This window comes from Christiangramia sabulilitoris, from assembly GCF_007050985.1.
Classification (GTDB): domain Bacteria; phylum Bacteroidota; class Bacteroidia; order Flavobacteriales; family Flavobacteriaceae; genus Christiangramia; species Christiangramia sabulilitoris.
Window position 1 is genome coordinate 1048752 of sequence record NZ_VHSF01000001.1, and the last position, 20684, is coordinate 1069435.

The 20684-nt window shown below is 39.1% G+C and carries 23 protein-coding genes; 16 read left to right on the top strand and 7 right to left on the bottom strand.

Annotated features, from left to right (window positions below; all coding sequences use genetic code 11):
* Positions 1–30: 30 nt before the first annotated feature.
* A complete protein-coding gene (locus FGM01_RS04760) occupies positions 31–393 on the bottom strand; it encodes a toxin-antitoxin system YwqK family antitoxin (protein WP_143409978.1) in 363 nt (120 codons plus the stop codon).
* Between the two features lie 230 nt (positions 394–623).
* On the opposite strand from FGM01_RS04760, the gene aspS reads away from it, so the two are divergent.
* From aspS to FGM01_RS04780, 4 genes are all read left to right on the top strand, one after another.
* Positions 624–2372 carry an aspartate--tRNA ligase gene (gene aspS / locus FGM01_RS04765; RefSeq protein WP_143409979.1) on the top strand — a complete coding sequence of 583 codons (1749 nt, stop codon included), beginning with the start codon at positions 624–626 and terminating at the stop codon, positions 2370–2372.
* Between the two features lie 56 nt (positions 2373–2428).
* Positions 2429–4219, top strand: coding sequence for a chloride channel protein (locus FGM01_RS04770; RefSeq protein WP_143409980.1), 1791 nt, complete (start codon positions 2429–2431; stop codon positions 4217–4219).
* A gap of 85 nt (positions 4220–4304) precedes the next feature.
* A complete protein-coding gene (locus FGM01_RS04775; RefSeq protein ID WP_143409981.1) occupies positions 4305–4544 on the top strand; it encodes a hypothetical protein in 240 nt (79 codons plus the stop codon).
* Positions 4545–4637: 93 nt separating this feature from the next.
* On the top strand, positions 4638–4832 hold the full coding sequence (locus FGM01_RS04780; RefSeq protein ID WP_072553653.1) for a cold-shock protein: 195 nt from the start codon (positions 4638–4640) through the stop codon (positions 4830–4832).
* A 51-nt stretch (positions 4833–4883) separates the two neighbouring features.
* Here the strand turns inward: FGM01_RS04780 and FGM01_RS04785 are convergent, their stop codons facing one another.
* On the bottom strand, positions 4884–5843 hold the full coding sequence (locus FGM01_RS04785; RefSeq protein ID WP_143409982.1) for an NAD-dependent epimerase/dehydratase family protein: 960 nt from the start codon (positions 5841–5843) through the stop codon (positions 4884–4886).
* Positions 5844–5994: 151 nt separating this feature from the next.
* Between FGM01_RS04785 and FGM01_RS04790 the strand changes: the two genes are divergently transcribed.
* The 4 genes from FGM01_RS04790 (at position 5995) to FGM01_RS04805 (ending at position 9950) form a co-directional block, all read left to right on the top strand.
* Positions 5995–6561, top strand: a complete 567-nt coding sequence (locus tag FGM01_RS04790) for a hypothetical protein (RefSeq protein WP_143409983.1) — start codon at positions 5995–5997, stop codon at positions 6559–6561.
* A gap of 40 nt (positions 6562–6601) precedes the next feature.
* On the top strand, positions 6602–7129 hold the full coding sequence (locus FGM01_RS04795; protein ID WP_143409984.1) for a nuclear transport factor 2 family protein: 528 nt from the start codon (positions 6602–6604) through the stop codon (positions 7127–7129).
* Positions 7130–7278: 149 nt separating this feature from the next.
* Positions 7279–9345, top strand: coding sequence for a M13 family metallopeptidase (locus tag FGM01_RS04800; RefSeq protein WP_143409985.1), 2067 nt, complete (start codon positions 7279–7281; stop codon positions 9343–9345).
* Positions 9346–9488: 143 nt separating this feature from the next.
* The gene (locus FGM01_RS04805) at positions 9489–9950 is read left to right on the top strand and encodes a DUF6265 family protein (protein WP_143409986.1); all 462 of its coding nucleotides are present in this window, start codon (positions 9489–9491) and stop codon (positions 9948–9950) included.
* On the opposite strand, the gene FGM01_RS04810 is transcribed toward FGM01_RS04805, so the two are convergent.
* Entirely contained in the window at positions 9941–10300 is a 360-nt protein-coding gene (locus tag FGM01_RS04810; protein WP_143409987.1) for a YraN family protein, read from the bottom strand. The two genes, FGM01_RS04805 and FGM01_RS04810, sit on opposite strands and share 10 nt — an antisense overlap.
* A 14-nt stretch (positions 10301–10314) precedes the next feature.
* Entirely contained in the window at positions 10315–10896 is a 582-nt protein-coding gene (locus FGM01_RS04815) for a hypothetical protein (protein WP_143409988.1), read from the bottom strand.
* A 122-nt stretch (positions 10897–11018) separates the two neighbouring features.
* Between FGM01_RS04815 and metG the strand changes: the two genes are divergently transcribed.
* From metG to FGM01_RS14700, 3 genes are all read left to right on the top strand, one after another.
* Positions 11019–13094: a methionine--tRNA ligase gene (metG, locus tag FGM01_RS04820; RefSeq protein ID WP_143409989.1), complete on the top strand. Its 2076-nt coding sequence runs from the start codon at positions 11019–11021 to the stop codon at positions 13092–13094.
* Between the two features lie 175 nt (positions 13095–13269).
* Complete coding sequence (locus tag FGM01_RS04825) at positions 13270–14172, top strand: histone deacetylase family protein (protein WP_143409990.1); 903 nt, start codon at positions 13270–13272, stop codon at positions 14170–14172.
* Between the two features lie 157 nt (positions 14173–14329).
* On the top strand, positions 14330–14911 hold the full coding sequence (locus FGM01_RS14700) for a DUF3667 domain-containing protein (RefSeq protein WP_423738346.1): 582 nt from the start codon (positions 14330–14332) through the stop codon (positions 14909–14911).
* A 55-nt stretch (positions 14912–14966) separates the two neighbouring features.
* On the opposite strand, the gene FGM01_RS04835 is transcribed toward FGM01_RS14700, so the two are convergent.
* The gene (locus FGM01_RS04835) at positions 14967–15299 is read right to left on the bottom strand and encodes a single-stranded DNA-binding protein (protein ID WP_143409991.1); all 333 of its coding nucleotides are present in this window, start codon (positions 15297–15299) and stop codon (positions 14967–14969) included.
* A 200-nt stretch (positions 15300–15499) separates the two neighbouring features.
* Between FGM01_RS04835 and FGM01_RS04840 the strand changes: the two genes are divergently transcribed.
* The 4 genes from FGM01_RS04840 to FGM01_RS04855 all read left to right on the top strand — a co-directional run bounded on the left by FGM01_RS04840 (position 15500) and on the right by FGM01_RS04855 (position 17588).
* Complete coding sequence (locus tag FGM01_RS04840; RefSeq protein WP_143409992.1) at positions 15500–16012, top strand: PepSY domain-containing protein; 513 nt, start codon at positions 15500–15502, stop codon at positions 16010–16012.
* Positions 16012–16638 carry a class I SAM-dependent DNA methyltransferase gene (locus FGM01_RS04845; RefSeq protein ID WP_143409993.1) on the top strand — a complete coding sequence of 209 codons (627 nt, stop codon included), beginning with the start codon at positions 16012–16014 and terminating at the stop codon, positions 16636–16638. The genes FGM01_RS04840 and FGM01_RS04845 overlap by 1 nt, the downstream gene beginning before the upstream one ends.
* A gap of 126 nt (positions 16639–16764) precedes the next feature.
* On the top strand, positions 16765–17112 hold the full coding sequence (locus FGM01_RS04850) for a hypothetical protein (RefSeq protein ID WP_143409994.1): 348 nt from the start codon (positions 16765–16767) through the stop codon (positions 17110–17112).
* A 47-nt stretch (positions 17113–17159) separates the two neighbouring features.
* Positions 17160–17588, top strand: coding sequence for a DUF4174 domain-containing protein (locus FGM01_RS04855; RefSeq protein WP_166435190.1), 429 nt, complete (start codon positions 17160–17162; stop codon positions 17586–17588).
* Between the two features lie 2 nt (positions 17589–17590).
* Here FGM01_RS04855 and FGM01_RS14515 read toward each other — a convergent pair whose 3' ends face one another.
* Both FGM01_RS14515 and FGM01_RS04860 read right to left on the bottom strand, forming a co-directional pair.
* Complete coding sequence (locus tag FGM01_RS14515) at positions 17591–17764, bottom strand: hypothetical protein (RefSeq protein ID WP_166435191.1); 174 nt, start codon at positions 17762–17764, stop codon at positions 17591–17593.
* 10 nt (positions 17765–17774) lie between these two features.
* Positions 17775–18242, bottom strand: a complete 468-nt coding sequence (locus FGM01_RS04860) for a CBS domain-containing protein (RefSeq protein WP_143409996.1) — start codon at positions 18240–18242, stop codon at positions 17775–17777.
* 123 nt (positions 18243–18365) lie between these two features.
* Between FGM01_RS04860 and FGM01_RS04865 the strand changes: the two genes are divergently transcribed.
* Positions 18366–20684, top strand: coding sequence for a M20/M25/M40 family metallo-hydrolase (locus FGM01_RS04865; protein ID WP_143409997.1), 2319 nt, complete (start codon positions 18366–18368; stop codon positions 20682–20684).

Genomic DNA, 20684 nt, shown 5'->3' on the forward strand with positions numbered 1-20684 from the left:
CGGGGTTTTTATTTTATCTACTTGTTTTTTTTATTCATTAACAAGAGCACTATTACTATTCCAGGTGTTCACGTTGGCGATCACGCTATTTTGATAGTCCACTTCAGTAAGTTTATCTTCAGACCAGAAAAACCATTTTCCTTCCTTTTTACCGTTCCTGTAATTTGCGATGGCTGTCTTTTCACCGTTTTGGTCGTAAGAAATCCATTCTCCATGGAGTCTGCCATCCTTGTACGTACCTTCCTGTCTAATACTTCCATCTTCATAATAAAAGGTTCCTTTGATTAATCCATCCTGTTGTTCAAAAACAGGCTTTGGTGCATTTTCCTGCGCCATCATTGTTCCTCCTGCAACGAAAATGGCAGCAAAAAATATATTTTTAAATCTCTTCATAGCTCTTTTTCATTTAGTATTGCTTATCAAATATAGCGAAAGTTAACAAAAAATCAATAATTAGGTAACGTTAAGTTAACATTGAAGATGTTAAATATTGATCTTCAATACTTTTAGAATTAACAAAAAAGCCCTCCGAAAATTAAAATCAGATAATTTTTAGTAGCGAAAGGTTCAGTAAAACTGTTTAACTTCTTACTTTTGTGCCCATTCTAAATTTGAAGGATAAAATGTACAGAAGTCATACCTGCGGTGAACTAAACGCACAACAGATTGGAAAAAAAGTTACTCTCTCCGGATGGGTACAAAAGGTTAGAAATAAAGGTTTTATGATCTGGGTAGATCTGCGTGACCGCTATGGCTTAACTCAGTTGATTTTCGATGAGGAACGATCCTCTAAAGAGCTAATGGATAAAGCCGGTAGCCTGGCCCGGGAATTTGTGATCCAGGTAGAAGGAACGGTTATAGAAAGAGAATCCAAAAACCCGAATATTGCAACTGGTGAAATAGAAGTTCTGGTAGAAGATTTCAAAATTCTGAATTCCTCTAAAACTCCTCCATTTACTATTGAAGATGACACGGACGGAGGCGAAGATCTTAGGATGAAATACAGGTACCTGGATATTCGAAGAAATCCGGTAAAAAATAAACTCATGTTCCGTCACCAGGTAGGTATGAAGGTGAGAAACTATCTTTCTAATGAAGGGTTCATAGAAATTGAAACTCCTTACCTTATAAAATCCACGCCTGAAGGTGCACGGGATTTTGTAGTACCAAGCAGGATGAACGAAGGGCAGTTTTATGCACTTCCGCAGTCACCACAAACTTTTAAACAGTTACTGATGGTTGGAGGTATGGATAAATATTTCCAGATCGTGAAATGTTTCAGGGATGAAGACCTTAGGGCAGATCGCCAGCCGGAATTTACCCAGATAGACTGTGAAATGGCATTCGTGGAACAGGAAGATATCCTGAATATTTTTGAAGGTCTTACCAGGCATTTACTAAAGGAGATAAAAGGTGTAGACGTAGCCGAGTTCCCTAGAATGACCTACGATGAGGCGATGAAAAAATACGGGAACGACAAACCGGATATTCGTTTCGGGATGGAGTTTGCAGAACTGGATGATTTAGCTAAAAATAAGGGCTTTAATGTATTCGATCAGCAGGAACTAGTGGTTGGAATCGCGGTTCCCGGAGCTGCTGTTTATACCAGAAAAGAAATAGATAATTTAATTTCCTGGGTTAAAAGACCTCAGGTAGGCGCAAATGGTTTGGTTTGGGCTAAATATAACGAAGACAGCAGCCTTAAATCATCTGTAGATAAATTCTACTCCCAGGAAGATCTTAAAGCCTGGGCACAAGCAACCGGTGCGAAACCTGGAGATCTTATTTTGGTGATGGCCGGTGATGCCGCTAAAACCAGAACACAGCTTAGTGCTTTGAGAATGCATTTAGGAAATGAGCTGGGATTAAGAAAAGCCGATGAATTCGCTCCATTATGGGTAGTAGATTTCCCTCTTCTTGAATGGGATGAAGAAACCGAAAGGTTCCATGCAATGCACCATCCATTTACTTCTCCTAAAAAAGAAGATTTCGCACTTTTGGAAACAGAACCTGGGAAAGTGAGAGCAAACGCTTATGATCTTGTGCTGAATGGAAATGAAATTGGCGGTGGTTCTATCAGGATCCACGATAAGGAGACCCAATCCCAGATGTTCAAATATTTAGGATTTACTCCTGAAGAAGCTAAAGAACAATTTGGATTTCTAATGGATGCTTTCCAGTATGGTGCGCCTCCACATGGCGGAATAGCCTTTGGATTCGACAGATTGGTTGCGATCCTGGGTGGCCAGGAAAGTATACGTGATTTTATTGCTTTCCCTAAGAACAACTCGGGACGCGATGTCATGATAGATGCTCCTGCCAAACTTGATGCAGAGCAGCTCAGCGAATTACATCTGCAATTGAAATCATAAATAATTTATCCCGCTTAAAGCGGGATTTTTTATATTCACAGGCTAATTATTAAGAGGTGGCAAAATTTAGAAAATCTTTGTTGCACAGGTTTTTAAGCTGGAAATCCAGAAATCTTTCTCATCGCCAGTTTTTGATGATTCTTAGTGCGATCATTGGTTTTCTTGCCGGAATTTGCGCGGTAACGATCAAGAACCTTACTCACTTTATTCAGGTATTTGTCAAAGGTGACACCGTAATTAGCTACCACAACGCATTTTATTTCATATTCCCGCTCATAGGCCTTTTGATCGTCTATTTAATTCTTAAATTTCTTATTCGGAAAAAACCGGGAATGGGTATCCCGGCTACGTTATATGCAATTTCGAGGCAAAAAGGGATCATGAAGCGGTTCCAGATGTATTCCTCCCTTATTACAGCTCCTATTACGGTAGGTTTTGGGGGTTCAGTTGGACTGGAAGCACCAACGGTTGCTACCGGAGCATCTATAGGGTCTAACCTGTCCAGAATGTTCCTGTTAAACCAGACTACCCGCACCCTGTTGATTGGATGTGCCGCCGCCGGCGCCATGTCATCAATTTTTAACGCGCCCATAGCCGCGATTATTTTTGCGATTGAAGTTTTTAGCCTTGACCTAACTTTAACTTCCCTGCTCCCTTTATTGATCGCTTCCGTTTCAGCCGTTCTCACTTCTTATTTTTTCTTCGGAAGTGAAATAATCTTACCCTTTAGTCTTGAGGATGCTTTCACCATTTCTGAAGTACCATACTATATTCTCCTGGGCGTTTTAGCTGCCGGATGTTCTATATATTTTACCAGGGTTCATTTTAGATTAATGAAACTCATGGCAAGAATAAGATCTGGTATTTTAAGATTATTTACCGGCGGGCTTCTTCTTGGCCTTATTATATATTTTATCCCACCCCTTTATGGGGAAGGTTATAGTGTGGTGAATAACCTGCTTCAGGAAAATTACCTGGAAGCCCTGGGTACCAATTTATTTAATGCCTACCTGGAAAATATCTGGGTAGTGATCTTACTTCTTGCCGGCCTGGTAATATTTAAAATTATCGCAACCTCTCTTACCCTTAGCGCGGGCGGAATTGGAGGAATCTTTGCACCGGTGATGTTTATGGGGAGTGCCATGGGACATGGATTTGCCTTGCTCTTAAATAATCTGGGGCTTTTCAATGATAAAATTTCTGTAAGCAACTTCACACTTGTGGGAATGGCTGGTCTGATGGCAGGAGTTTTACATGCCCCGCTCACGGCGATCTTTCTTATTGCAGAACTTACCCACGGCTATGAATTATTTATTCCTTTAATGATCACAGCTGCGATTTCCTACATGATCACCAGTAAATTTCAACCGCATTCTGTCTACACCATGGAGTTGGCACAACGCGGAGACCTTCTTACCCATGATAAGGATCAAACTGTACTCACCCTGATGAATATTACCCGGGTGATCGAAAAAAACTTTATTGCTCTTAATATTGACATGAATTTAGGTGATGTGGTACACCAGGGAGTTGTAAGATCTTCCCGGAATATTTTCCCGGTGATCGACGAAAATCGTAATTTCATGGGGATAATTTTGCTCGATGATATACGGTCCATTATGTTCAAAGAGAAGCTTTATGAGGAGGTCAAAGTTCAGGATATTATGCAGCAGGCACCCGAAATTATCGATATAGAAACCGATCGTATGCGGGAGATCATGCAGAAATTCCAGGTAAGCAATGCATGGAACCTGCCGGTAGTGAAAGACGGTAAATATGTTGGTTTTATTTCTAAATCCAAGATGTTAACGGCATACAGACAGAAATTAATAGAAGTAACCGTATAGAGAAAATCAAGCTTTAAAATCGGGAATTTGGTACAGTTATGTTTTATGAAAATTTCCGTCTATTAAAAATTAAAGAGAATTTCAGATGAAAACAGTTATGAAAATATTGGGAATAATAATCCTTATCGCGATTGGAGTAGGTTTTTATTATCGCCTCAATGGAGACCTTTTAACCGGTGATCGCATTATAGGAATTTCAGTCCTGGCAAGTGCCTTTATACTCATGCCTATCTTTCTTGTAGTTCGCTGGAGAGGTAAAAAATTAAAAGATTATACCCTCTCTGAAGAGAATTTAAAAAAGATGAAAGACAGAGGGATTGATTGATCTGTTAACATAAAAAAATCACAAAAAATTCTGATTTTCAGAGGATTCTAAAATTTTATCTATTATGTTTGTGCTTTATTAATTATTATTTTTATGCAAGGCACAGTTAAATTTTTCAATGAATCTAAAGGTTATGGATTCATTACCAACGACGACACCAAAAGAGACATTTTCGTACACATCACCGGTTTAAATGGTGAAACTATCCAGGAAGGCGATAGAGTTGAGTATGAAGAAACAGAAGGAAGAAAAGGAGTGAACGCTACAGAAGTACGCGTGATCGAATAATATATTTTTTCTGAGTAAAAGTAAAAGCCGCTATTCAGCGGCTTTTTTTATTCAGGCGTTTTCTTTTAAGGTTTTTCCTACTCCCTCGAGCATGGTCGAAGTCATTTTATCCAGATCAAATTCGTGCTCCCATCCCCAATCATTTCTGGCAGCGTTGTCATCGATACTCGATGGCCAGGATTCGGCTATTTTCTGTCTGAAATCCGGATCATATTTTATGGTGAAATCTGCTAAATGCTTTTTGATCTCTTCGGCTAGAATTTCAGGAGTAAAGCTAATGGCAGCAAGGTTATAAGAAGATCTTACCTTGATCTCATCTGCTGGAGCCTCCATAATTTTTACGGTTGCATTGATCGCATCATCCATATACATCATTGGCAATGCCGCATCCCTATCCAGGAAACTGGTATACTCTCCATTCCTTAAGGCCTCATGAAAGATCTCGATGGCATAATCTGTGGTTCCACCACCAGGCAGGGTTTTATAGCTAATAATGCCTGGATATCTAATACTTCGAATATCAACGCCGAATTTATTAAAGTAATACTCACACCATCGTTCCCCTGTTTGTTTACTAATTCCGTAAACCGTGGTAGGTTCCATAACAGTTGTCTGGGGCGTCTGATCTTTTGGAGTTGTAGGTCCAAAAACGGCAATACTGGAAGGCCAGAAGATCTTATCGATTTTCCCATCCTTAGCCAGATTTAATATATGGAACAGGGAATCCATATTCAAATCCCAGGCTTTCATAGGAGCCTTTTCAGCAGTAGCACTAAGCATTGCTGCCATTAAATAAACTTCCTTTATTTCGTATTTATCGACGATCTCCTTTATATGAATCTCATCTGTGGCATTCAAAATTTCAAAAGGTCCGGATTGCATTAACTCCTCTGCACCTTCTCTTATATCACTAGCGATCACCTGATCCTTTCCATGAATCTCCCTCAACTTCAGTGTTAGCTCCGTACCAATTTGTCCGCAGGCACCAATTATCAAAATCCTTCCGGCCATAAATTAAATTTTTTGCAAATATATTTATTTAAACAGAGGAATTCGCAATCTTAGTAAATTCTTGACGTTCCTCACTAAGAATTCCGCAATGCTCATTATCCTGCACAATTCAGGAAATAATGAATAACTTTGTATGATATAGATTCTCCTAATGAACAGATTGTTATTGCTCATCATCATTTGCCTTTCAGTTTCCTGTAAAACCGATAAAAATGCAGAAGACAACGCTGAAAATAAAATGGATACCACCGCTTTTCAAAAAAAGCTTAAACTAGATTATCCAGATTATGCTTTAGAACCGCAAGCAAAAGAATATGCGTTGAAATGGGTAGAATATATTACGGCTCAGAATGAAATAAGAAAACTTGAAAATACAACCATCAACCAGGTCCAGAATAATGCGGGGGCGATCGCTCAAATAATGGAAGCATTGAAAAACTCTGTACCAGACAGTTTAAGATCTGTCGCTGTGGAAGCACGGCTTAATGTGGTAAATACCAAGGCACAGTTATTAAAGCAATATTCTGGGAGACAGGAGCCAGACCCCGGGGATATTGAGCAAACGACCAGAGAGCTGCATCTGGAGTTCAATAATCTTAAGCTCCAGATGAACGAGATTTTTTTAAAGACCCTGGAAGAGTTTGAAAAAGAACTGGATGAGTTTGAAAGAGAAGAAAGAGAAGAAAAGGAAGAGGATACTCTAGAGGATAACTTTTAAGCCTGCTATAAAAATTGTAAATTGAATTAAATATAAAAACATGAAAAAACTGTTTCTTTTAAGTATTTTAATACTCAGCTTTGGCTTCACGTCACTACATGCACAGGTCAAAAAGACTGAAGAAAATATAAATGCGGTTAAGAGACAGGTTAACAACACCATTGGGAAGTGGCACAAGGCAGCGGCCGAAGCCAATTTTGATAATTATTTTGATCTAATGACCGATGATGCCGTTTTTATAGGTACAGATGCCACTGAAAACTGGACACTCCCGGAATTTAAAGAATTTTCCAGACCCTATTTTAACTCCGGCAAAGCCTGGAGCTTTTCAACACTGGACCGGAACCTGTATGTCCATGAAAATTTAAGGGTGGCCTGGTTTGACGAACTTCTGGATACGCAGATGGGGATATGCCGTGGTTCTGGCGTGGTAATGAAAGAAAAGGGAAAATGGAAGATACATCACTATGTATTATCTATAGCTATTCCTAATGAAAAAGTGGATGAGATCACCAGTATCAAAAAAGAATTTGATACAGATTTGATGCAGAAACTGCGTAATAATTAATAACTCATTTAATTATTTATAAGTCCCGATTACTACTTCATCAGTTTTTGAAATTCAGAATCTTAGCTTTAAAATCTATCTTCTAAAGCTTTGAATATTTTACCAATTTTTTACTTTAGCGACATTATATTTAATAATTAACCCAAATAATGAAAAAAATAAACAAATTCCTGCTATTATCGGCAGTTGGAGCCGGGCTTTTTACGGCTTGTAATGACGATAAAAAAGCAGAAGAAAAAAAAGAAGTTCATGGCATTAACCTTGCCTATATGGACACCACTACTACCCCGAAAGAAGATTTCTTCAGATACGTGAACGGGGCCTGGCTGGATAGCACAGAGATACCAAACGACCGTACACGTTGGGGAAGTTTCGATGAGCTTCGTCAAAGAACAGATGAAGATGCCCTGGCTTTACTGGAGAAAACTGCTAATAGCAAAGATCTTGATGCCGGTACAGACCAGGCTAAAGCAGTATTTCTATATAAAAGTATTATGGATACCGTCACCAGAAATAAGCAGGGAGTTGAACCTGTAAAACCGTATCTGGCGAAAATAGATGCAACCAAAACCCGGGAAGATCTTCAGGATTATCTAGTGGATATGAGTGAATATGGCAGTGCAGGATTCTTTTCTTTCGGTGTTGGTGCAGACAGTAAGAATTCTGATATGAACGCGGCTTATCTTAATCCTTCAGGATTAGGTCTTCCGGAAAGGGATTATTACCTGCTTGATGATTCAGATTCAAAGGAAATCAGAAAGAAATACAAGGATTATATCGCTGAGATGCTTCAGTATATAGACTATTCAGAAGAAGAGGCTAAAAAAGCTGCTGAAACTGTCCTTGCTTTTGAAACCAAACTGGCCAGACCACAATTAGATAAGGTAGAGCGCCGTGACGCCAGGAATACTTATAATCCAATGACGGTAGCTGAATTGCAAAAGATAACTCCGGCGATGCAATGGAATGCCTATTTTGAAGGAATTGGAGCTAAAAACCTTGATACGGTAATTGTTTCACAGCCAAAATACATGAAGGCATTACAGGAAATTCTTGCTGAAAACACCGTGGAAGACTGGAAGACATACCTGAAATGGGAACTTTTCAACGAGGCGGCTTCTATCTTGACTACAGACCTGGAAAGAGAAAGCTGGGAGTTTTACAGCAAGACACTTCAGGGTGCAAAGGAACAACGACCAAGAAATGAAAGAGCTTTAAGTACGATAAATGGTGTTCTTGGTGAAGCCCTGGGGAAATTATACGTAGAAGAGCATTTCCCGCCGCAGGCTAAGGAAACTGCGAAAGAAATGGTAGATAACATTATTAAGGCGTACGAAAACCGTATTACCAATCTTAGCTGGATGAGCGAAGACACCAAGAAAAAAGCTCTTGAAAAACTCAGCACTTTCAATGTAAAGATTGGGTATCCGGATACCTGGAAAGATTACAGCGATCTTGAGATTCAGAGTCCTGAAGATGGAGGTTCCTATTTCCAGAATATACTGAATGCGCAAAAATGGCGAGTTGCAGATAATCTTGCAGACCTTGGTCAACCGGTAGATAAAACTGAATGGTTCATGTCGCCGCAAACTGTGAATGCTTATTATAACCCACGATATAATGAGATCGTTTTCCCGGCAGCGATCCTTCAGCCACCTTTTTATGACTACGAGGCAGATGCTGCCGTTAATTATGGTGGAATTGGAGCCGTAATTGGTCACGAGATCTCGCATGGATTTGATGATAGTGGCGCTCGTTTTGACGCTCAGGGAAATTTAAATAACTGGTGGACAGAAAAAGATCTTGAGCAATTCGAGGAACTTGGCAGTGAGCTGGCAGAGCAGTATAGCGCTATAGAAGTATTAGACAGTGTTTATATCAATGGTAAGTTTACCCTTGGAGAGAACATTGGAGATCTTGGAGGGGTGAATGCTGCTTATGATGGCCTTCAGATCCATTTGGATGAAAACGGAAATCCCGGAGTGATCGACGGCTTTACGCCAGAGCAAAGATTCTTCCTTTCATGGGCTACGGTATGGAGAACCAAAATGCGTGAAGAAGCTTTAAGAAACAGGATCAAAACAGATTCCCATTCTCCGGGTATGTACAGAGCATATGTACCTCTTCAAAATATCGATGCCTGGTATGGTGCATTCAATATTACAGAAGGAGATGCGATGTATGTAAAACCAGAGGATCGTGTAAAGATCTGGTAATATATTATCTCACAACAATAAAAAAGGCCGGTTTTAAAACCGGCCTTTTTTATTTAAATATCATTCTTATTTCAGAAGATTTAGAGTAAATTTAATAGATACGGCACCAAATTGGGATATAACCTGTAATAAAGTCCGGAACTATGAGAATTAAGCTGATCATATTTTTATGCCTTTTCTTACCCGCGGAATATCACTTTGACAAAACAGCTCAGGACAGTAAAAATTTTGACTGGTTAATTGGGAACTGGATTCGAACGAATAACCAACCCGGTCTTAAAACTTTCGAAATCTGGACAAAATATTCTGAAAATGTATACCATGGAGAGGGCTTTACCCTAAAAGATACAGATACTGTATTTAAAGAAGGTCTGCAGCTGGTTAATACTGCGGGGACATGGGAATATATAGTTAGTGGAGTAAATGAAGAGCCAACTTCCTTTCGCCTTATTTCCATAGAAAAAGGAAAATTCATTGCCGAAAACCTGAGAAATGAATTTCCTAAAAGATTTAATTATTACAGGGATGGAGAAAAACTGATCGCTCTTGCTTCAGCAGACAATAAAGAAGTTAAGTTTGAATTTCTAAAAAAGGATCAGAAGTAAAAAAAGGCATCCTGAATATGCTCTATTTTCTGTCCTGCTTTATTTTTGATAATCGCAATGATATCAAAACGCACTTCCACATCCAGCCCCGATTCTTCTACATAATAATTCATTGCTTTTACCAGTTGCTGGATCTGCTTCTTTTTAACGAAATCCTGTGGATCTCCAAATTCAGGAGTACTTCTGGTTTTGACTTCGGCAGCGATTAAAGTGTTCCCTCTTCTGGCGATTATATCTATTTCTGCTTTCTGATATCGGTAATTTCGCTCCAGGATCTCAAATTCCTTCAGGACCAGATATTCGACAGCCAGCTCCTCCCCTTTTCTTCCCAGTACGTTATGATCTGCCATTCCTAAATCAATTTTTAAACCGCGTAATTAATGACAATCGCCGCTACTTTTAGATCTAAAGCTTCAATCTCCGCGGGTGTGGCCTCAATGATCTGATCTTTATAAAATTTGTTTTCGGGATCATTTTCTGGAGCCAGGAATACTCTTAAACCAGTGTTTTCAAGTTTTCCTTCATTCCAGTCTACAGCTCCACTATAATCCCAGCCAAATCCATAGAAAGAGATTTTCCTGCCATTTTTTTTATTCAATTCATCATAACCGGTTCCAATATCGATTCCCGTCTTAGATTTCCATTTCCCGGATTTGGTATATCTTAAATCATAAATATTCTTTCTGTCCTCATTTTGCCAGGTAATTTGCAATTCATTCTCAGTCCCGGGATATAATATTGAATATGCTCTCTCTTCTGTCCCTTCTTCAAACAGATCTATTCCTTCAGCTATATTAGCATCGGGATAATTAGCATGGAGATCATCAGAATTCATTTTGCCGAGATCTTCAATAGTATACTTCGAGATAGCACCGGCATTGCTTTTTTTAGAACCACTACAGGCTGCGATTAAAAAAACGGTCAGGATCAGAATTATTTTACGCATATAAATCTATTTCAGGTAAAAGTAGAAAGTTATTCGGCAAGGCTTTTGGCTTTTACAAGAATTTAACGCGTATTCGAACACCTTTGCTTAACTTTACGGCTCTTAAAAAAGGACATAGAATAATGAGCAAAAATCCTCAGAGATTTACGATTACAGCGGCCCTTCCATATACCAACGGGCCTATTCATATAGGACATTTAGCCGGGGTTTATGTACCGGCAGACATATATTCAAGATTTCTTCGCATGCAGGGGCACGATGTGGCTTTTGTTTGTGGTAGTGATGAGCATGGAGTGCCTATTACCATTAAAGCGAAAAAAGAAGGAGTGAGTCCACAGGATGTAGTTGATAAATACAACGGGATCATAAAAAAGTCTTTTGAAGAATTCGGGGTGAGTTTCGACAATTACTCACGTACTTCCGGGAAGACCCACCACGATACCGCTTCGGCATTTTTCAAAAAAATGTATGAAGATGGTAAATTCATTGAGGAAACTACCAAGCAACTTTATGATGAGGAAGCAGGACAATTCCTGGCCGATAGATTTGTAACCGGTACCTGCCCTAAATGTGGTAATGAAGAAGCCTATGGAGATCAATGTGAAAGCTGCGGAACCTCGCTTAATGCGACAGATCTTATAAATCCAAAGTCTGCTATTACCGGTGCGGTTCCAACCTTGAAAGAAACCAGGCACTGGTTCCTTCCCCTGGATCAATATGAGGATTTCCTGAAAGAATGGATCCTGAAAGGACATAAAGCAGACTGGAAATCTAACGTTTACGGACAGGTGAAATCATGGATAGACGATGGCCTTCGTGCCCGCGCGGTAACCCGTGACCTCGATTGGGGAATTCCTGTTCCTGTTGAAGGCGGGGATGGTAAAGTACTGTATGTTTGGTTCGATGCGCCTATAGGTTACATTTCTTCTACGAAAGAATGGGCCGCCAGAGAAGGCAAAGACTGGGAACCTTACTGGAAAGATGAAAATACCAAACTGGTACATTTTATTGGCAAAGACAATATCGTCTTTCATTGTATCATTTTCCCGGTGATGCTTAAAGCTCACGGAGATTATATTCTTCCAGAAAATGTTCCGGCAAACGAGTTTCTTAACCTTGAAGGAAAGAAACTTTCTACCTCAAAGAACTGGGCGGTATGGCTGCACGAATACCTGGAAGACTTCCCGGGTCAGCAGGATGTTTTGAGATATGCCCTTACCGCGAACGCCCCTGAAACTAAAGACAATGATTTTACCTGGAAAGATTTCCAGGCCAGAAATAATAATGAACTGGTGGCCATCTTCGGAAACTTTATAAACCGGGTGGTGGTGCTTACCAACAAATATTATAACGGAATTGTTCCAGAACCGGGAACTTATTCTGAAGTTGATGAAAAGACGATAGCCGAACTAAAGGCTTATCCTTCAGTGATCGCAAGTTCTATCGAGAGATACAGGTTTAGAGAAGCCCAGGGAGAATTGATGAACCTGGCCAGGCTCGGTAATAAATACCTTGCAGATGAAGAGCCATGGAAACTGATCAAGACCGATGAAGAAAGAGTGAAGACCATCATGTATGTGGCGCTTCAGATCGCTTCTGCATTATCAATAATCAGTGAACCTTTCTTGCCATTTACCTCGGACAAACTGAAAAAGATGCTGAACCAGGTGAATGAAACTTCAGATAATACTCCAGACTGGGATATTATTGGAACTAAAAAAGCATTAATTCCTGCCGGGCATCAAATTGGAAAAGCCGAATTACTTTTTAGCAAAATAGAGGATGAACAAATGGAAAAACAGCTGGAGAAATTAGAGGCTACTAAAACTGCGAACGCCATGGAAGATCGAAAAGCAGAACCTCAGAAAGAGATCGCTACCTTTGAAGATTTCACCAAAATGGATCTGCGAGTGGGAACTATTATCGAGGCTGAAAAAATGCCAAAAACCAAGAAATTACTCATTCTAAAGGTTGATACCGGTTTAGATAAAAGAACCGTGGTTTCCGGAATTGCTGAACACTTCAAACCAGAAGATGTTATTGGTAAAAAAGTAACCGTCCTGGTAAATCTTGCTCCAAGAAAATTACGCGGTGTAGAAAGCGAGGGAATGATCCTTATGACCGAAAATGCAGAAGGAAAACTGGTTTTTGTAAACCCTGATGAAGATGGTGTTAAAAGCGGGACAACTATCAATTAGAACGATTTTTATCACATTTAGTGCAGTCTAAAGGTGATAAAAAACTATATCATAGCCTTATCTTAAGTGTATTAGTCAAGCTGAACTTGTTTCAGCTTTTCTTTGATGCTATACATTTTCTATAGATCCTGAAACAAGTTCAGGATGACGGCTAACGATCAGGTATTTCAAATTCATGCTTAAAATTGCCTTTCACCCCATCTATAAACATCCTCTCCCGGAAGGTCATAGATTCCCTATGGAGAAGTATGATCTACTGCCAAAACAATTGATTCACGAAGGCACCTGTGGTGAGGTAAATTTCTTTCAACCCCATTTCCCAGATAGTTCCCATATTCTGAAAGTTCATGAGGAGGATTATTTTAATCGCCTGAAAAATCTTGAGCTCACGAAAAAAGAGATCCGGGTATCTGGCTTTCCGTTATCTCAGCAACTGGTGGACAGGGAACAGATAATTGCAGATGGGACGATTAAGTCCTGCCACCACGCTCTGGAAAATGGAATTTCCATGAATATTGCCGGCGGGACTCATCATGCCTACTCTAACAGAGCTGAGGCATTTTGTTTACTAAATGACCAGGCCATTGCCGCCAGGTATTTGCAGGAAAACGGGCTAGCCCGGAAAATTCTTATTGTAGATCTGGATGTACATCAGGGAAATGGTACTGCAGAGATCTTTCAGAACGATGATTCAGTTTTTACATTCTCCATGCATGGAAAGGGAAATTATCCTTTTAGAAAAGAACGATCAGACCTGGACCTTGAACTGGCAGACGGCACCGGTGATGCAGAGTATCTCAAAAAATTAAAGTCTACCCTACCCGATCTTATCGAAAGAACCGAGCCGGACTTTATTTTTTATCTCTGCGGTGTGGATATCCTGGAAACAGATAAGCTGGGAAAACTTTCCTGCAGTATTTCCGGTTGCAAGGAAAGGGACCGTTATGTACTACAAACCTGCCATGATCTTGGAATACCCGTACAATGTAGTATGGGCGGAGGTTACTCCTGCGATATTAAACGGATTCTGGAGGCTCATGCCAATACTTACCGACTGGCCCAGGAGATCTATTTTTAAGTAACTATTGTTAATTCCAATTACTTTATTCGTTTTTAGGAATGGTTTGTCAAAATTGTGAAAATCCATTCACTGCGAATTTTTGTCTTAGATGTGGGCAACACTCCCTTGCCGGTAAAATTAATTTCAGGTCTATATTGGAACTGGTTTTCCAGGCATTCTAAATGCCGACAACCAGTATGTTAGGACTTTTATTAGCTTATCCCGAAAACCAGGGAAAACGATCACTGGTTATATAAAAGGAAAAAGAAAGCCTTTTTTTAACCCTGTGAGTTATGCCATCCTCTCTATCACGCTTTACCTTCTTTTGGAACTTTACATCGGTTCTGAATTAGGATCTCCAGAAATGAACAATTCTCCAATTAAGGAAGTTTACGATACCGGATATAAATTAGGTAAATTAATAAAGAGCAATCTTAAGTTTTTCTGGTTGTTTTTCATTCTATGCCTTGGTATCTCTAACCGCATGTTTTTTCATCGTTTTAACCTTTTTGAACATCTGGCGGGGAGCTCATATGTAGTCGGACATGCCACCTTAATTGGAATTATTGGTTTAATACTACTAAAACTGCCCATTGTATTTAATCCATTAATTTATTTCGTTATTGTAATCCTTCTTTATTTCAGCTTCCGAAATAATAATTTTGATCCCTTAAGATTACTATTCTCTATTCTTAGTACAGGGCTGGCATTTCTTTTGTTCATCCTGCTGCCTTTCTTTTTCCTTTATCTTATTTAAAGAAATCCCTATAAATAAAAAATCCCGCCCTTATAGGGCGGGATTGAAATTGTTCTTATTTACCAAGGAGTAGTAACTCATGACATACTATTTCTGTTATATAACGTTTTACACCGTCTTTATCTTCATAGCTCCTGCTGGTAAGTTTACCTTCAATACCAACTTCTTTTCCTTTCGGCACATAGTTCTCGATCAAATCTGCAGTCTTTCCCCAGGCAACAATATTATGCCATTGCGTATCTGTGATCTTTTCGCCCTTGGCGTTCTTGTAACTTTCATTCGTTGCCACTGAAAATTTAGCCAGTTTCTTACCTGATTCAAGATTTACGATCTCAGGCTCATTACCTACGTGACCAATCAATTGTACTGTGTTTCTTAAAGTGCTCATAACTATAGAATTTTTTGCAGCTGAAAATCATTAGTTCATTTCAACGAGACAAATGTGCATCAGAAACAAAATTGGAGTCGTATCAAAAATATTTGCTTTCGTTTACTTTCGTTTGTAAGCATTTGAAAATGGATAATTATTTATATAACTACACGTATTTCCGGGGTGATATCTTATTTTTAAAGCCTTAATCAAATTCAATGAATAATCGAAATATTAGCAATAAAGTAAGGATCTACCACAGATATTTAGGCTTTTTCCTTGCCGGAATCATGGCCATGTATGCTATAAGTGGAATAGTCCTGATCTTTAGAAATACCGATACTTTTAAAGTGGAGAAAACTGTCGAGAAAAAAATCGAAAAGGATCTCAACAATTCTCAAATAGGGAAAGCCTTGAAAATTAAAAATTTCAAAATTGATAGAACAAAAGGAGATAGTGTCTACTTTGAGCAGGGAGTTTTAGACCGTAAAACGGGAATAGCTACATATAAAGTAAAAATGCTGCCGGTTGTGCTGGAAAGTTTTACCAAATTACATAAAGCTAATACTACAAAACCACTGTTCGCCTTAAATATAATCTTTGGAGTATGCCTCTTATTTTTTGTATTATCGGCTTTTTGGATGTTCCTTCCTTCCACCCAGATTTTTAGAAAGGGGATCCTATTTACCATTGGAGGGATCGTTCTTACCTTAATTTTACTTTTAGTTTAATGAGTGTTGAAAAAGCATACGACAGCTGGTCTTCGAGTTATGATCTAAACGAAAATAAAACCCGTGATCTTGATAAAAGCATTACCAAAAATGTATTGGGCGACCTACGATTTGACTCTGTATTAGAATTAGGCTGTGGTACAGGAAAAAATACAGAATGGTTTCAGACCCGGGCCGGGAGAGTTTTGGGAATTGATTTTTCGCGGGAAATGCTGCAATTGGCCCGGCAAAAGTTCCCAGGTGATAAAATCTGCTTTACAAGGGCAGACCTTAACCACCCCTGGAACTGGACTTCAGAAAAATTTGATTTGCTAACTTTTAGTTTAGTACTGGAGCATTTCAAGGACCTGTCCTTTATCTTTCAGGAATCTTTGGCAAAAATGAAAGCCGGCGGATATTTATTTATTTCTGAATTACATCCCTTCAAACAATACCTTGGCTCTAAAGCCAGGTTTGAGACAAAAAACGGGTCTGTAGAACTTGAAACATATACTCATCATATTTCAGAATATATTGATTCTGCTAGCAAACAAGGTCTTAATTTGATTAGATTAGATGAATGGTTTGATGAGGATGGCAAACGGCCACCAAGAATTTTAAGTATCTTATTTCAACTACCACAATAACGAGCTGCTTTCATACCCATAAAAATTAAGCTTGTTACCTTCTGAATTTCAGATTTTTATAAAATTTATGTATTTTCATAGATCATTTATTAATCAGGCTTCCCTACAGGTTTCAATTTTTCGATTATGGAAAAAGAATGTCCGGAATGTGGGGAAAAGCTGCGAGGCAGAACAGACAAGAAATTTTGCAGCGATTATTGTCGCAATACTCACCATAATAAGGTGAACAAGGAAACAAGTAATTTAATTAGGAATACCAATAATTTGCTACGCCGGAATCACCGGATCCTGGAAGAACTAAACCCGGGAAGTAAAACTTCAGTACCCAGAAACAAGTTACTGGCCAAGGGTTTCAATTTTGAGTTTTTTACCAGTGTTTACAATACCAGGTCGGGCAACCAGTATTTTTTCATCTATGATCAGGGCTACCTGAAACTGGAAAATGATTTTTATGCCCTGGTGAAGCGGAATTAGCTTTTTTTTGAGAATGATGATCTCTGCAGATGCTTATCTTATGGATTATGAAAAACAGGCTGATTTTAGCGCTTATTTTAATTCCTGTTCATTTTATGACCTCACAATCGCTTGCTGAATATCAATGGAAAAACCGGCTTCTCATCATTTTCTCTGAGACAGAGAACACCCGGGAGTTCGTGGGACAGCTAAGGGAATTTGAAGCTACTGGAAAGGAACTACAGGAAAGAAAACTGGTCATTATCCATGCTTTGCCTAATAAGTTTAGATCTTTAATTCCGAATGAGACCGGATGGCAGGATTTCGGCCTATATTATGAAATGAAAAAATCTAAAGAGGATTTCGAGATCATCCTGATTGGACTGGACGGTGGAGTGAAGTTAAGACAATCTGAAATACTTGGAACCGATAAACTATTTGGACTTATAGATTCCATGCCCATGCGCCGTGCTGAAATGAATAAAAACGATAACTAGATTTATTTTGAAACGGACCTTTTGAAAAAATTATAGGTAAATCCATTTTGCAACGTAAATCCTACCGCCAGAGCTCCCAGCAGATATACATATTCCTCGCTCCCGTTATATAGCCACGAGGCAATCATTATGACAACCGCCCAGATCAGGGCATTTATAATTAATAATTTCTTCATTTTACCTTTATTAATAATACCAGTTATGACTTTTCAACTTTAGCGCAGCTCTTAAAACGTCTCTCTGGCTAATTTGTCCTACCAGTTTTCCTTCTTCAATAATTGGAAATCTACGGAATTTCATCTCGATAAATTTCTTAGCAGCGTCCAGAACGTTCATATTGCCATCTATGGTTTCAACATTGGTATGCATTCGTTTACCAACAGTGAGGTCACTCATTGGCATATTGTAATAACGGCTGTCTGAAATTTGCTTCATACAATCTCCTTCTGAAATAATTCCAAGCAATTCCATTTTTTCGTTAACCACACAACCCCCGGAAATTCCATGTTTGATCAACTTTTCCATCACGTCCATGATATTCTCATTTTCCCGGAAAGTCACCAGGTTTTCGGTCATGTAATCCTTTACCAGAATTGGCGCTTCTGCGGGTTTTTCAGGTTCTGCCCGCTTCCCCATAAAACTTTTAATACCCATATCTCAAACTTTTGATTACTAACTACTTAAATATAGGGATTTTTAGTTTAGCAGCTACTTCTGCAGTTTACTTGCCAGAAAAAGAAAAACTTATTTAACTTTAAGACTTTTGAATCTCAATCCATGACTAACCGATTTTCTGGCTTTATTGCCTTTCTGCTTATCATTATTGCAGTCTGGCTGAATTTTAATTTTGACCAGCCCGATTTTAAAGTTGATGACACCCTGTCATTAACAGAATTTTCGACTTCCCGTGCTTTTAAGCATGTGGAAGAGATAGCCCAAAAACCACATTATGTGGGTAGTAAAGAACATAGTATAGTTAGGAACTATATCGTAGATGAGCTTCAGAAAATGGGCCTCGAAGTCCAAACCCAGGAAGGGTACAGCCTTAATAAACAAGGTGAAATTTCCAGACCACAGAATATTCTTTCCCGGATTGAGGGCACCGGAAACGGGAAGGCTATGGTTTTAATGACTCATTATGATTCTGCCATGCATTCATCCCATGGAGCAAGTGATGCCGGGAGCGGAGTAGCTACTATTCTAGAAGGAATCAGGGCTTTCCTGGAGAAAGGCAGCGTTCATCAAAACGATATCATTCTGCTTTTTACAGATGCGGAAGAAATAGGACTTAATGGGGCAAAACTTTTTATAGAAGATCATCCCTGGGCCGAAGATGTGGAACTGGCTCTGAATTTTGAAGCAAGGGGTAGCAGTGGTAATCCCTTCATGCTTCTTGAAACCAATGGTAAAAACGCGAGATTGATCGAAGCCTTCGAAAGCGCCCAGACCCAGTTTCCTGTAACCAATTCTCTGGCCTATAGTATCTACAAAATGCTTCCAAATGATACAGACTTAACAGTCTTAAGAGAACAGGCAGATATTAACGGGTATAATTTTGCATTTATAGATAACCATTTTAATTATCATACCGCTAATGACCTTCCGGAAAACCTGAACAAAACGACTTTAGCGCATCAGGGAAGTTATTTGATGCCCTTACTGCATTATTTCAGCAATGAAAAAATTACCGATCTTAAGAGTGATCGCGATCTTATTTACTTTAGCCTGCCCTTTGGAGAATTTGTGAGTTATCCTTTTAACTGGATAAATCCAATGCTTATCCTGGCCTTCATTATATTCCTGGCTCTGGTAATCTATGGAATTCGCAGGGAAACACTCAATATTGTGGGTATTTTAAAGGGATTCTTACCGCTTATCCTGAGTATTATCTTTTCAGGATTGGTAGTTTGGGGATTCTGGAAATTCTGCCTTTTTATATATCCGGAATATTCTGAAATGGAACAGGGCTTCACCTATAATGGTTACTGGTATATTGCTTTAGCTATTTTCCTGAGTCTTGCGGTGTGCTTTATTATATATCATCTGTTAAGACGGAGTTTGAGAACTGCCTCGGTTTTTGTAGCACCACTATTACTCTGGTTACTCATATGCAGCCTTATTGCGGTTTACCTTCCGGGTGCTTCCTATTTCATCATCCCGGTATATTTCGGGTTATTGCAATTATTTGTCATGACCCGTATCGAACAACCAAACCGTATCCTTATGGTAATTTTATCCTGCCCTGCCATTTTTATCCTGCTTCCTTTTATCTGGAGTCTCCCGGTAGCATTAGGATTAAAAATGCTGTTTGTGACAGGTATATTTATGAGTTTATTATTTTCCCTGTTTCTTCCATTATTTGGCTACTTCCGCAGACTAAAATTATTCGCGGTTCTTAGCTTTCTCATCTTTAATGTGCTTTTATTTATCGCTCATTTTCATTCAGACTTTAACCCGGAAAGGCCCAAACCCAATAGCCTGGTATATCTCCAGGACCTGGACGAAGGCACGGCTAACTGGTATTCATATGATAATGTGATAGACGACTGGACGGCAGAATACTTCCAGGAAAAAGATAAAAGTACTTCTTCTACCGAATCTATCTTTAACAGTAAATATAAAACGGGCTTCACTCAAAAAGCCGATGCGCCTTTGATCAAAATCTCTCAACCGGGTATTATCATAGAAGATAAAGGCCGGGATAGCCTGAATCATAGAAGTTATCTCATGAAGATCGCTCCCAAAAGACCTATAAATAAGATCGAAATATTTGAAATCAAAGATGTTGATTTCAAAAGTTTTAAAGTGAACGGTCTGGAAGCAGACGATATTTATCTGGGAGAAAATAAATTTCATATGTTCAAGCGCAGATGGAAGGAACGTTTGCTAACTTACACTGCTTCTAATCAGGATACCTTGAGGATAGAATTCAGTTTTGAACAAGGTGATCAACCGGAATTTGTACTTTATGAAGCAGCTTATGATCTTATTGGTAATGAACAGCTAAAAGTTAAAGAGCGTCCCCAGGGCATGATACCTAGGCCGTTTGTATTGAACGACGCAACAATTTTGAAGAAGACAATCAAAATAGATTAG